General features: G+C 38.7%; 16 protein-coding genes. 5 read left to right on the forward strand and 11 right to left on the reverse strand.

Going from position 1 to position 12,091, the window contains the following annotated elements; genetic code table 11:
• Positions 1-103 precede the first annotated feature (103 nt).
• Both MF646_RS07755 and MF646_RS07760 read left to right on the forward strand, forming a co-directional pair.
• Positions 104-289, forward strand: coding sequence for a hypothetical protein (locus MF646_RS07755; protein WP_250095921.1), 186 nt, complete (start codon positions 104-106; stop codon positions 287-289).
• 167 nt (positions 290-456) lie between these two features.
• The gene (locus tag MF646_RS07760) at positions 457-828 is read left to right on the forward strand and encodes a hypothetical protein (protein WP_250095922.1); all 372 of its coding nucleotides are present in this window, start codon (positions 457-459) and stop codon (positions 826-828) included.
• A gap of 209 nt (positions 829-1,037) precedes the next feature.
• Here the strand turns inward: MF646_RS07760 and MF646_RS07765 are convergent, their stop codons facing one another.
• Positions 1,038-1,391, reverse strand: coding sequence for a YlbF/YmcA family competence regulator (locus MF646_RS07765; protein WP_250095923.1), 354 nt, complete (start codon positions 1,389-1,391; stop codon positions 1,038-1,040).
• Between the two features lie 109 nt (positions 1,392-1,500).
• Complete coding sequence (locus MF646_RS07770) at positions 1,501-2,631, reverse strand: DUF445 domain-containing protein (RefSeq protein ID WP_250095989.1); 1,131 nt, start codon at positions 2,629-2,631, stop codon at positions 1,501-1,503.
• Between the two features lie 149 nt (positions 2,632-2,780).
• Between MF646_RS07770 and MF646_RS07775 the strand changes: the two genes are divergently transcribed.
• From MF646_RS07775 to MF646_RS07785, 3 genes are all read left to right on the forward strand, one after another.
• The gene (locus tag MF646_RS07775; protein WP_250095924.1) at positions 2,781-3,248 is read left to right on the forward strand and encodes a hypothetical protein; all 468 of its coding nucleotides are present in this window, start codon (positions 2,781-2,783) and stop codon (positions 3,246-3,248) included.
• 133 nt (positions 3,249-3,381) lie between these two features.
• Complete coding sequence (locus MF646_RS07780; RefSeq protein WP_250095925.1) at positions 3,382-3,597, forward strand: YheE family protein; 216 nt, start codon at positions 3,382-3,384, stop codon at positions 3,595-3,597.
• Positions 3,598-3,648: 51 nt separating this feature from the next.
• Positions 3,649-3,819, forward strand: coding sequence for a hypothetical protein (locus tag MF646_RS07785; RefSeq protein ID WP_250095926.1), 171 nt, complete (start codon positions 3,649-3,651; stop codon positions 3,817-3,819).
• A 76-nt stretch (positions 3,820-3,895) separates the two neighbouring features.
• Here the strand turns inward: MF646_RS07785 and MF646_RS07790 are convergent, their stop codons facing one another.
• The 9 genes from MF646_RS07790 to iadA all read right to left on the reverse strand — a co-directional run bounded on the left by MF646_RS07790 (position 3,896) and on the right by iadA (position 12,004).
• Entirely contained in the window at positions 3,896-4,141 is a 246-nt protein-coding gene (locus MF646_RS07790) for a hypothetical protein (RefSeq protein WP_250095927.1), read from the reverse strand.
• 64 nt (positions 4,142-4,205) lie between these two features.
• A complete protein-coding gene (locus tag MF646_RS07795) occupies positions 4,206-4,415 on the reverse strand; it encodes an alpha/beta-type small acid-soluble spore protein (protein WP_034631054.1) in 210 nt (69 codons plus the stop codon).
• A 207-nt stretch (positions 4,416-4,622) separates the two neighbouring features.
• Complete coding sequence (locus MF646_RS07800; RefSeq protein WP_250095990.1) at positions 4,623-6,080, reverse strand: acyl-CoA carboxylase subunit beta; 1,458 nt, start codon at positions 6,078-6,080, stop codon at positions 4,623-4,625.
• An 83-nt stretch (positions 6,081-6,163) separates the two neighbouring features.
• A complete protein-coding gene (locus MF646_RS07805; RefSeq protein ID WP_250095928.1) occupies positions 6,164-6,943 on the reverse strand; it encodes an enoyl-CoA hydratase in 780 nt (259 codons plus the stop codon).
• A 13-nt stretch (positions 6,944-6,956) separates the two neighbouring features.
• Positions 6,957-7,859 carry a hydroxymethylglutaryl-CoA lyase gene (locus tag MF646_RS07810; RefSeq protein ID WP_250095929.1) on the reverse strand — a complete coding sequence of 301 codons (903 nt, stop codon included), beginning with the start codon at positions 7,857-7,859 and terminating at the stop codon, positions 6,957-6,959.
• 31 nt (positions 7,860-7,890) lie between these two features.
• Positions 7,891-8,103 carry an acetyl-CoA carboxylase biotin carboxyl carrier protein subunit gene (locus MF646_RS07815; protein WP_250095930.1) on the reverse strand — a complete coding sequence of 71 codons (213 nt, stop codon included), beginning with the start codon at positions 8,101-8,103 and terminating at the stop codon, positions 7,891-7,893.
• Positions 8,104-8,112: 9 nt separating this feature from the next.
• Complete coding sequence (locus MF646_RS07820) at positions 8,113-9,456, reverse strand: acetyl-CoA carboxylase biotin carboxylase subunit (protein ID WP_250095931.1); 1,344 nt, start codon at positions 9,454-9,456, stop codon at positions 8,113-8,115.
• 15 nt (positions 9,457-9,471) lie between these two features.
• Positions 9,472-10,617: an acyl-CoA dehydrogenase family protein gene (locus MF646_RS07825; protein WP_250095932.1), complete on the reverse strand. Its 1,146-nt coding sequence runs from the start codon at positions 10,615-10,617 to the stop codon at positions 9,472-9,474.
• Positions 10,618-10,834: 217 nt separating this feature from the next.
• Entirely contained in the window at positions 10,835-12,004 is a 1,170-nt protein-coding gene (gene iadA, locus MF646_RS07830; RefSeq protein ID WP_250095933.1) for a beta-aspartyl-peptidase, read from the reverse strand.
• Positions 12,005-12,091 lie beyond the last annotated feature (87 nt).

Here is a 12,091-nt window from a genome sequence, read left to right on the forward strand (position 1 = left end):
AAGTACCGAATCTTTTCTATACTTTAATTACTGCATAAAAAGCGAATTATATTTCTATTTATACTTACTTACTGTTAAAAGAAAATATTTTAAGAGGGGTCTTATGAAAAAAGTTGCATCTTACTATTTATTACCTGTTGTCTTTTTCTTACTACTTTCTGCTTCACAATTATATGGGCAAACCTTACAAGCAATTCTCATGACCATACTTGGCTCAGCTTGTATGGGCCTTTTAACTGGTTTCGTTATTCACATTGCAATGATTGTTAAGAAAAAGGTATCCAAATAAAGAGGGCACAAAAAAAGAATAACGGTTTTAGTTTTAGAAAAGTAACAATAGACATAGCGTACCAATTCGCAATGATTTGGTACGCCTGTTTTCTTTGGTAATTAAACGTTTTAGGAAAAGGTCTTCATAAAGCTGATGAAGACCCAAACAGACAAAAAAGCATGGGAATGAGCCTTCATAAAGACGATGAAGACACAAATAGGCAAAAAAGTATGGGAATGAGTCTTCATAAAGCTGATGAAGACCCAAACAGACAAAAAAGCATGGGAATGAGCCTTCATAAAGACGATGAAGACCCAAATAGGCAAAAAAGTATGGGAATGAGCCTTCATAAAGACGATGAAGACCCAAATAGACAAAAAAGCATGGGAATGAGCCTTCATAAAGACGATGAAGACACAAATAGACAAAAAAACATGAAAAAAATACTTCATACAAACCAATATAAATTATTCTTGTTGATACAACAGCATCTTCAAGTAACGGAAGCATTAGTTGAAAAGAAAATACGAGCAAAAACGCACTGGTACTTTCAATAAACTTTTAACTAGTGCGTTTTTATATGCTATTTGTAATGTTAATTCGTTTCTGATTAGAATACCAAATTCGCCGTTAAATATTGTGAATTAGCGTTTCCCCTCCCAAAATTGAACCCGTTTTGTTAGTCTTTTTTTCAGTGCCGTCAAAGAAAAAGGGTTGTTCCAAAAGGTCTTTGACCTTTGGAACAACCCCAAACTCATTATCATATTTATTGTTGATCAGGATTTCCGTAGATTTCCTCTAAAGGTTCTGTAATAATCTTGTTTACATCTCCAATGATTACACTTAAACGTTGCTCTGCTTCCATTAGCTTAGAGATCAGCTCGTGTTGTTGAACAAGCTCAAATTGCTGCTGTGCTTGCTGAGCCTCTTCTTCCGTGATTTGAACTCCTTGCATTTGCTTTTGTTGAAGTTCAAGTTGAAGCTTACGGAAGTTATCTAACATTCTTTTTGCAATATCATCAGCAGCAATTTGTTCATGCAATGATTTAAGTGCTGTAAACTCTTCACTTTCAGCAAGTGTCTTCTTTAATTCGTGGGCCTTATCATAAACATTTGACATTATGTATGTCCTCCTCAAAATAATAGTCCTACCGACTATAACATTTTCGCTATAGCATTTCATCCCATCGAGCTTATTTTGTACAAAAAATGTCGATTTACCTAGTTTATTACCCTAAAAGCAAAATAATGAAACCCTGTATGAAACCAATCAAGCCCCCAAGGACTGCCCCAAGATACGTAATCATTTTAAATTCTCGCTTGGAAATGGATAGTACAAGCTCCTCTAAACGTTCAACTGAAAACGTTTGTACTTGTTCACGAACAATATCATCAAGGTGGAAGCGTTCGAGCAATGTTTCCAAATGAGTACTAAGCATATCCAAAATCACTTCTACACCTTTTGGAATGATTGTTGTTTCGACATACTCCTCATAAGCACCTGTCCACTCATTCATTGGCTGTTCTATCATAGAAAATAAAGGCACTTGTGTTTCTATCGTTCGTGTAATAAACGAGACAATTTCCTTTTCATTTAAGAAACCTTCTACATCTTCAAGTTTTTTCTGCTTCACTTTCAGCCACTCTTGCCTTAATAACTGTTCCAAGAGAGCCTGTGTCCCCTCATCTTTTAAAAACTTCAAAAGCTCTGGCTGTACTTTGTCAACTAATCGTTCATTACCGAGAAACATAGAAATCATATTCCCTAATGTCCCCTTTTGAATTAAGAAGCGGTCAATCATCACACTTAGTCTTTCTTTTCCCTCTGGGCTTTGAAGGAATGATTGTCCCCTTTCAAGAATATAATTAGTAACAGTTGGAAGTTGTTCTTCCATTTTATTTTGCAATGAGGACGGAATTAATTTTTCTAATGATTCATTGCGGTTTTGTTGAATAAATTGACTATAGCCCTGCTTAACTATCACTTCCGTTTTGTTTAATAGACGATCCTTTAGGTCTGTACCGCCAAAACGTTGTTCAAAGACAGTCTTAATACTTTCATTACTTCTCATTATTTTTTGTGCTTCCACTTGTAACCAACTAATCATTCCTGAAGAAAAAGCCTTGCTTTTCAACTTTTTCCCAAGACCTTCAGCTGTAAGCAAATAATCAACGACCATTTTTCCGAGTTGCTTAGCGAGTTCATCGTGTCTTTTTGGTATCAATCCAGGAGTAAAAGGAACACGCCAAGACCGAATTCTCACTTCTTTATATGGCCGAAATAACATTTTTATAGCAAGTGAATTGGTTAAGCCGCCTATAACAGCACCAATTATTACCATAAAAGCAATTAACAACATTGTTTGCAAATTGATAACACTCCTTTTCCATTCACCAAATAGGCACCTATCACATAGTATACGATACGACAATACTCCCTCGCTAGTTATTGAATGCGAACCCTTTATATTATAAAGTTCTCCCTCACTAATCAAAGGAGGTCCTTTAAATGAAGATTATTTCGCTAAGGAGTCGCCAATGGGAGCAATACCGCAGACCAATCTTGAACTTTGTTAAACGTCACGATAAAGATGAGGTGAGCTCTTGTTATTCCTGGCTTTTCAAATTAAAAAAACACCATTTACACCAGCCTGGTACTTGTATTAAGTTAGCTCTTTGGGACGGAAAAATCATTGCAGTCGCGGCCGTTTCCGATTATGGGACAACACATTCTGCATTTATTATTGCTCCTAATTATTCACAAACTGAAATTCAAATCAATCTTTTCACTTCCCTGATCAACGATCTAGGGGTCTGCTATACAAAAATTCGTTATGATGACAAACAAAAAATAAAGTATGCTCTTCAAGCTGGACTTGTTTGTTTTGCTTATTTAAGAGGAGACAAGGATCAAATTTACCTTTGGTTTGGAGGGGGACATTGGCACACAGATGACATTACTGAAAAAGAAGCATAACAGGGGTTTCTCTGACTTTGCCTAACAGATGGTACTGAAAAAAGAGTGCTTTTTCGCAGCTTCGTATAACACCCATTAGCTTTCAGGTGCTATAGTATAAGAAAGCGCTTTTAGTGAAATGAGGGAGGTAACTTTGTTAGTACATTTTCAGTGGAAAGAATTACGTAATAACCTTTTACGTCGCGAGTGGGCGTTTTCATTCTTTCATGAGGGGCAATATATGAGCGGTATTTATTATAAGAATGGCTCCATTAAGTGGGGGGACTCTAATGTTTCCTCTCAGAAGAAAGAAAAGCTTGAACCGTATGTTCATGACTTAATGCTTTATCATGTGTATGAACAACACTAACGTATAAAATTTGGCCACTCACCACATTCTAATAGGTAAAGGAGTGGTCATATGGGAAAAGACAAAGGTTCAAATTATGAAGGCCGCGATAAAAAATTCGTCGATGTTGATCGAATGATAAATGAAGGTCTTGGTGGGGGCACAACTCACGGTCGCCAATCTGGAATTATCGAAGAGTCTCGTGGTGACTTAGAACAAGAAGATCCTCCAGCTAAATCTTAATTTTAAAGTCGGGAGTGTCTAAGATGATAAGACACTCCCGACTTTTTCTATTGTTCCATGTACTTGGAGAAAAGACCTATTGTTCACTAACAAGGTGTACCGTTGCAATTCCACAATGGCTGCACTCTAAATAATGCGGGCACTGTTCTTCTTTTAAATCAGTGGCAACCCCATTGCTTCTTTTAGTTAAATCTATTGGCAAATAAGCGTCGTATTTTTCGTAATAATCCATAATTCTCCCGTAATCAATTTGTTGTTCTTGACATTGTGTACATCGTATTTCTAAAGTAGTCATTCCATTACAAACAGGACACATACCCATCGTTTTATCTCCTTGTATACAAAGAAGAGGTGAGCGAACTCACCCCTTCTAATCCATAATCTTATTATTGTTGTGTTCCACCCATTTGTTGTTCAGCCATTTGAACTAGGCGTTTAGTAATCTCTCCACCTACAGACCCGTTCGCACGAGATGTAGAGTCTGCTCCAAGGTTAACACCGAATTCAGAAGCAATTTCATACTTCATTTGGTCAAGTGCTTGTTGTACACCAGGTACAAGCAATTGGTTTGAATTGCTGTTGTTGTTACTTGCCATGTGTCTCACCTCCTTGTGTACTTATAGTGTGGTTATTTTCGATATAGATATGTAAAAAAAACATTGATAATTTATGGAAAATAATATTAACACTATTAAGAAGGGGGTGACTCAAAAAAATCAAAAAAGACCTTTTGAGACATCCCCTGATAAGTTCATTAAGACCCACCAAAATGAATGAGCTACATGATGTTTGGAAGCAATTCATTAGACAGGATAAACAGGATGTTTTCGATCACTAAATTGTATTTGCTTTGTTGAGTATGCATTGAAACGTTTCATTAACTCTTCACGTAGATCATTACCTTGTACAATGCCATCGATAACTAGCTCAGAAGCTAACCGGAAAACATCAATATCTGCTTTATATTCTTCACGCTTTTGCTGAATAAACGATTCACGTTCTTCTTCTTTAAGCTCCTTTATTTTGTTCGCATACACAGCATTTACCGCTGCCTCTGGTCCCATTACGGCAATTTGCGCTTGCGGAAGCGCTAAACAACAGTCTGGTTCAAAAGCGGGGCCCGCCATTGCATACAAACCAGCTCCATATGCCTTTCGAACGATAATTGAGATTTTCGGAACAGTTGCTTCTGACATTGCTGCAATCATTTTGGCACCATGACGAATAATACCAGCTCTTTCGACTTTTGTTCCTATCATAAATCCAGGAATATCAGCCAAAAATAACAGTGGGATATGGTACGCGTCACACAGTGAAATAAATTTCGCAGCTTTATCAGCTGAGTCATGGAATAGAACGCCTCCTTTTGCCTTTGGCTGGTTGGCGACGATCCCTATTACACGTCCATCTAACCTTGCAAAGCCCGTAATTAATTCAGGAGCAAATAGCTTTTTTATTTCGAAAAATGTACCCTCGTCAATAATTCTGTTAATTAAATCGTACATATTAAAAGGGGCATTTTGATTAGCTGGAATAATGTCATCAATGCTTTTCTCAAATGCTTTCGCTTCTTTTGTCTTTGTTATGTTGGAAGCTTCTTTATAACTTGGAGGGAAATAACTCAAATAGTCTCTTGCTAATGTAATGGCTTCTTGCTCTGAAGCAGCTAGGATATCTCCGCAGCCCGAAACAGAACAATGCATTTTCGCTCCACCCATTTCCTCAAGGGATACCCGCTCTCCAATGACCATTTCAGCCATACGCGGAGAGCCGAGGTACATAGAAGCATTGCCATCTACCATTATCACCGTATCACAAAAGGCTGGAATGTATGCTCCTCCTGCTGCTGATGGACCAAATAACAAACATAATTGAGGGACTCTTCCAGATAACTTCACTTGATTATAAAAGATTCGCCCTGCTCCCCTCCTTCCAGGGAACATTTCCACTTGGTCTGTAATGCGTGCTCCAGCAGAATCGACTAAGTACAACATCGGCACATGAAGCTTTTCTGCTGTTTCTTGAATTCGAATTATTTTCTCAACCGTTCTCGCTCCCCATGAACCGGCTTTCACCGTTGAATCGTTTGCCATCACGCATACCGTTTGACCATTAATTTGTCCTATCCCTGTAATAACACCATCTGCTGGTAAACCTGGTACTTTGTGATTAGCAAATAAACCATCTTCAAGCTCCGTTCCATTATCAAGTAGAAGTTTTAGTCTGTCTCGGACAAATAACTTCCCCTTTGCTTCATTCATCCTGTGGTATTTGGGCGCGCCACCTTGTTTAATTTCGTCGGCTTCATTTTTCCACTTTTTCTCAAGAGACACTTGTATCCCTCCTACTCCCCTTGGTAATTTGGTTTTCTTTTTTCTTGAAAAGCTAGCAAGCCTTCGCGGCGATCCTTTGTTGAAATCAATTTTTCATATGCATTCCGTTCTATCGTTAATGCAGTCTGTAGATCCACTTCTAGTCCTAGATCAATGGCCCGCTTCGCTTGCCTAACAGCGGCTGGACCGTTACTAGCAATCTTTCTGGCAATTTCATATGCTTTCTGTAACACATTGTCTTGTTTCTCTACGTGTTCAACTAACCCAATTTGCTTAGCTTCGACTCCAGTTACTCTAGAAGCTGTAAAAATAAGCTCCTTTGCTTTTCCTACTCCAATCAATCGTGATAGTCTCTGGGTTCCCCCAGCACCCGGAATAATCGCCAAAGAGGTTTCTGTTAAACCGTAAATAGCCGTTTCACTACCAATTCGTAAGTCACAAGCTAATCCTAGCTCTAAACCACCGCCTAAGGCACTGCCATTCATTGCCGCAATGGTTGGCTGCTTTAACGAAGCAATACGATTTATAGTCATTCCTATTTTTTGTACAGCAAACCGAACTTCTTTTTCATCCATTTTATTTCGTTCTTTTAAATCAGCTCCTGCACAAAATACGTTTGAATTCTTACTCGTAAAAATAATTACTCTTGCCTGTTTTGAATTTTCTACACTTGATAAAAAATCGTTAAGTTCACGTAATAGTTGAATTGAAAGCGAATTGGCTTTCGTCGGTCGATTAAGAGTTGCCAAAATAACGCCTTGTTCATGTTCTTCTACTAAAAGCGACTTCATTTGACAGCCCTCCTTACCTTTTTTGAGCAATTGCTACTTGCAGGCGATGACTAGGTAATGTTCGTTTTAATCTTTTTTGAATCCATACAGCACAAGCTGTAATCTGCTCTAAATCAACTCCTGTCTCTACTTTCATTCCATTAAACATGTAAATCATATCCTCAGTTGCAAGATTTCCTGTTGCTCCTTTTGCATATGGACATCCACCAAGACCTCCAACCGATCCATCAAAAGCACGGACTCCAAGCATATATGCTGCATAAACATTGGCTAATGCAGTTCCACTTGTATCATGTGGATGGAAGGCAATATTAGTAAGTGGAATATGCCCTGAAACTTTTTTTACTATTTCTACAACTTGATTTGGTGTCGCAACTCCAATTGTGTCACCTAATGAGATTTCGTCTACGCCCATTTCCATTAATTGAGATGAAATAGACAAAACTTTATCGACAGTCACAGCTCCTTCGTACGGACATCCAAATACAGTTGAGATATAGCCACGGACTGATTTTCCAGCGCTTTTAGCTTCCCTAACGACTTTCTTCAAAACAGGAATTGTATCATCAATGGTTTTATTTATGTTTTTTTGATTATGCGTCTCACTTGTTGATAGAAAAACCGCAATCTCATCAATTCCAGCCTCTAGCGCTCGTTCTAACCCGTGTTCATTTGGTACAAGTGCTCCAAAAGTTACATGCTCTTTTTTCTTCACACCTTTAACAACCTCACTTGCATCTGCTAGTGCTGGAATCCACTTAGGATGGACAAAGGAAGTTAGTTCAATGTAAGGAAGTCCCGTTTTTACTAATTGATTCACCCATTCAATTTTAGCTTCTGTGCTTACAATCTCCTTTTCATTTTGCAAACCATCTCTTGGTCCTACTTCGCGAATGTTTACATCAATTATTCTCATCAACTCACTTCCCCTAATAATTAGATCTTATTCAGTCAAGCTCTATCAACGCTTCTCCTTCATCAACAAATGTTCCCTCTTCTTTTAAAACGGCACGCACGATCCCTTTTTCAGTTGATTCAATCGGAATTTCCATTTTCATAGATTCCAAAATTGCAATTTCTTGCCCTTCAGTAACGGTATCTCCGACAGCTACAAGCATTTTCCACACATTTCCCGCCATAGTAGTTGTCACTTTTTTCATTGTCCTCACTCACCCTTTTTTATAAAAGTCAGAAACAAAAGCAGTTGTCACTTCTCCTGCTTGGAAGACAGGATGGGATAATACATCTAAAAGCATAGGAATGTTTGTTTTTATTCCTTCAATTCGGTATTGTTCTAATACTGTTGAGATTTTAGTTATTGCCTCCGATCGACTATCTCCTTTTGCTATTAGTTTCGCGATCATCGGATCGTAATAAGGGGTTACAACAGTCCCTTTTTCTACGGCACATTCATGGCGAATGCCCTCTACCATTGGCAAATGTACATTGGAAATAGTTCCAGGTGACGGATAAAATGTCTTAGGGTCTTCAGCATATATCCTAACCTCAATGGCATGCCCTTGTTGCTTAATGTCCTTTTGTTTAAATGACAAGCTTTCTCCAGCTGCTATACGAAGCTGCCACTCTACTAAATCGATCCCTGTTATTTCCTCCGTTACAGGATGTTCTACTTGTAATCGGGTGTTCATTTCTAGAAAATACACTTGTTTATCGTCATCAACTAAACACTCAATTGTCCCAGCATTTGTGTACCCTAGCTTTTTTACAGCATCTGTTGCCAATTTCCCCATCTTTCTACGAAGCTCCTCATCTAAAAAAGGAGATGGTGACTCTTCAACTACTTTCTGATTCCTTCTTTGAACAGAACAGTCCCTTTCCCAAAGGTGAACTACATCTCCTTTTTGATCTGCTAAAATTTGAACTTCAATATGTCTTGCTCGGTCGATTGCTTTTTCAGCAAACATCTCACCGTTACCAAAGAACATTTCAGCTCTTTTCTGGTTTGAAGAAAAGACTTTTCTTAACTGTCCTTCGTTCTCCACTTTCTGCATTCCAATGCCGCCACCCCCAGCCGAGGCTTTAAGCATAATCGGATATCCAAGTTGACTAATAGCTTGCACCAACTCTTCTTCATCTTCTGTCGCTGTTTCTGTACCCGGAATAACTGGAAATCCAACATTTTTCATTGCGTTACGTGCTTTTACTTTTTCCCCCATTAATTCAATCATCTCAGGTTTCGGTCCAATAAAAACAATATTTTCGTTTTGGCACCTTCTAGCAAAATCAGCGTTTTCAGATAGCAATCCATATCCAGGATGAATGGCATCTACCTGACTTTTCTTGGCTATTTCTATGATTTTATTTATATTTAAATAACTTTCTTGTACTTTGGGAGGTCCAACTACATATGATTCATCTGCCATTTGTACATGTAGAGCATTTTGGTCAGCTTCTGAGTAAATAGCTACCGTTTTCACACCAAGTTTTTTACATGTTCGAAGAATGCGAAGTGCTATCTCCCCCCGATTAGCGATTAACACTCGAGTAAACATCTAACTCCTCCAATCTCAAAAACAACCTAATTGCCTTGCTATGACAAGACGTTGTATCTCAGAAGTGCCTTCACCAATTTCCATTAATTTGGCATCTCTCAACATCCGTTCAACTCCATATTCGCGCATATATCCATAGCCCCCATGAATCTGCAATGACGCGTTACACACTTTTGTCGCTGTTTCAGAAGCGAATAATTTTGCAAAAGCTGCTTCTTTAGAAAACGACTTATTCTTATCCTTGAGCCAGGCTGCCTTCATAACCATATTTCTTGCTAACTCTATTTCCATTGCCATATCAGCTAACTTAAATTGAATTGCTTGAAAATTCGATAGCGTTTTCCCAAACTGCTTTCGTTCTTTTGCATAAGCGAGAGCCTTATCAAAAGCTGCTTGAGCAATACCAACTGCTAAAGAGCCAATCGATATCCTTCCACCATCCAATGTGTAAAGAAATTGTTTAAAGCCTTTTGATGGATCACCTAATAAGTTTTCTTTTGGGACTCGCACATCTTCTAGGACTAATTCACATGTATTAGAAGCTCGAACTCCCATCTTGTCGTAATCGCACCGAATGTGAAAGCCTTCAAGACCTGTAGGAACAATGAATGCAGATATGATTTTCTTCCCCGTTGAATCTTCTCCTGTTACAGCAGTAACAATCACACTTCTTGCGTAGCCTGCATTGGTAATCCAACACTTTTCTCCATTAATAATGAATTCATCTCCATCAAGGACTGCAGTTGTTCTCGTCCCTCCAGCATCTGAACCTGCATTAGGTTCTGTTAACCCAAATGAGCCAAGAGCTTCTCCTTTTGCTAGTGGGGTAAGAAATTTTTGTTTCTGCTTTTCTGTTCCGAAATAATAAAGCGGACTTGCTCCAAGTGAAACTGCAGCTGCATAACTTAAACCGGTCCCCCCACAGGCACGCCCAATTTCTTCAACTGCAATCGCATACGTAATTGTATCGGCTCCAGCTCCACCATATTCTTCAGGAAAAGGCAAACCTAAAAGACCTAGCTCTCCCATTTTTTTAAATACTTCTTTTGGAAACGTTGCATCCTTATCCCACTTTTCTGCATATGGGGCTATTTCAGATCGAGCAAAATGTCGTACCATATCCTGGACGATGCTTTGTTCTTTTGTTAACTCGAAATCCATTCTCTTTCCCCCTTCGATGTATTGAGCGCTCGCTCACTTTGAAGTCCCTAATCCAACTATACGTAAGACATACCAATAGCATGACAATAATGTAAGCGTTAACACAAAAATGCTATTTGTTTAGATGCACTATGAAAAAGGTAGAGCTGTCTAAAAAAACAACCCTACCTTCCATTTATCCTTATAAAACATTTAACTTGTTACATACACTTGTAGTCTATTCAAAAGTTCCTTTAACTTTCACTTCTCCATTCTCAATCATAACTTGTCCGTTTGCGACAACAGTTTCGATTTGAAAATCTTTTGCTAAAATGACAATATCAGCATCATTTCCTACCGCAAGCTCTCCCTTGCCTTTTAATTTCAATGCGTTAGCAGGGTTTTTTGTTATAACGTGTAGGGCTTTCTCCAGTGGTACCTCTTCACTCATTACCGCATCTCGAACTTCTCCAAAAAGAGATTTTATGTCTCCAATTTGTAAGCCAATTAATCTTCCTTGATCATCAAAAGCAGGTAAACTTCCTTGGGCATCAGAAGTAAACGTAATTTGCTCTAATGGGACACCTTCGTCCAAAAGAAGCTTTAAGGCACGGCTGCATTTTACTTCTCCTTCTTCCAAGAACGATGGAACCGTACTTGTAGTAAAATCAACAAATCCTCCTTTTTTGGCGTACTCTACTCCGGCTTTAAATAAAGTTGCATTACGATTAATATGAGTTGGGATAAATTGCGTGATCGGAATATCGGTTTGCGAGATCACTTCCTCCAATAAAGAAAGAGTTTGATAACTGTCACCGACATGCACGTTCACCTTGCCACCTTTTCCAGCCAACATCCCTCCCACTCTTGCCTCTGCTGCAATTCTGCTTATCTCATCAACGGTTGGCTGTGAAGAGCGATGGTCTGCAATTGCAACCTCCCCGACTCCAATAATTTGATCAATGAGCATTAGATCACTTTGGATCGAGCCGGTTAAAGGCTTAATTGGGACTTGGTAAGAGCCTGTATGAACATAGCAAGAAATCCCCTCTTCCTCGAGGCCTTTTGCTTTTGCTATCAAGTCTGGCATCGTTCTACTCGTTCCATCTGTTCCTATTACCCCGACAATGGTTGTTACTCCTGCTGTCGTAGCTTGACTAAGCATCAGTTCTGGTGTACGAGTATGAAAGCCCCCTTCTCCCCCACCACCAGTAATATGAACATGGCCATCAATAAACCCCGGGACAATATAGGAACCTTCCCCATTTATTACTTGAACATTTATGTTTAAGCTAGTTACATCAATAGCGTCCTCTATTGCTATAATTTTCCCTCCTGCCACCAACAGATCTTTTTTTCCTTTATAATTAGGTGAGTAAACTTCACCTTGTTTTATTAACATTAACACTTATTTCACTCCATCCTTCATCTAATTCAATGTTACTTAAGTATAACAAATTTTCGATTGGTTAAAATCTTATCTAGCCTATGTTTT

The sequence above is a fragment of the Halalkalibacter alkaliphilus genome (assembly GCF_023555415.1).
Lineage (GTDB): Bacteria > Bacillota > Bacilli > Bacillales > Bacillaceae_D > Halalkalibacter > Halalkalibacter alkaliphilus.

Coding starts and splice junctions, on each gene's coding strand:
- MF646_RS07795 (WP_034631054.1), bottom strand. CDS start 4,415: ATGGCAAGTAACAACAACAGCAATTCAAACCAATTGCTTGTACCTGGT.
- MF646_RS07770 (WP_250095989.1), bottom strand. CDS start 2,631: ATGTTGTTAATTGCTTTTATGGTAATAATTGGTGCTGTTATAGGCGGC.
- MF646_RS07755 (WP_250095921.1), top strand. CDS start 104: ATGAAAAAAGTTGCATCTTACTATTTATTACCTGTTGTCTTTTTCTTA.
- MF646_RS07820 (WP_250095931.1), bottom strand. CDS start 9,456: ATGTTTACTCGAGTGTTAATCGCTAATCGGGGGGAGATAGCACTTCGC.
- MF646_RS07765 (WP_250095923.1), bottom strand. CDS start 1,391: ATGTCAAATGTTTATGATAAGGCCCACGAATTAAAGAAGACACTTGCT.
- MF646_RS07815 (WP_250095930.1), bottom strand. CDS start 8,103: ATGAAAAAAGTGACAACTACTATGGCGGGAAATGTGTGGAAAATGCTT.
- MF646_RS07810 (WP_250095929.1), bottom strand. CDS start 7,859: ATGAGAATAATTGATGTAAACATTCGCGAAGTAGGACCAAGAGATGGT.
- MF646_RS07805 (WP_250095928.1), bottom strand. CDS start 6,943: ATGAAGTCGCTTTTAGTAGAAGAACATGAACAAGGCGTTATTTTGGCA.
- MF646_RS07760 (WP_250095922.1), top strand. CDS start 457: ATGAGCCTTCATAAAGACGATGAAGACACAAATAGGCAAAAAAGTATG.
- MF646_RS07790 (WP_250095927.1), bottom strand. CDS start 4,141: ATGGGTATGTGTCCTGTTTGTAATGGAATGACTACTTTAGAAATACGA.
- MF646_RS07825 (WP_250095932.1), bottom strand. CDS start 10,617: ATGGATTTCGAGTTAACAAAAGAACAAAGCATCGTCCAGGATATGGTA.
- MF646_RS07775 (WP_250095924.1), top strand. CDS start 2,781: ATGAAGATTATTTCGCTAAGGAGTCGCCAATGGGAGCAATACCGCAGA.
- MF646_RS07800 (WP_250095990.1), bottom strand. CDS start 6,080: ATGAATGAAGCAAAGGGGAAGTTATTTGTCCGAGACAGACTAAAACTT.
- MF646_RS07785 (WP_250095926.1), top strand. CDS start 3,649: ATGGGAAAAGACAAAGGTTCAAATTATGAAGGCCGCGATAAAAAATTC.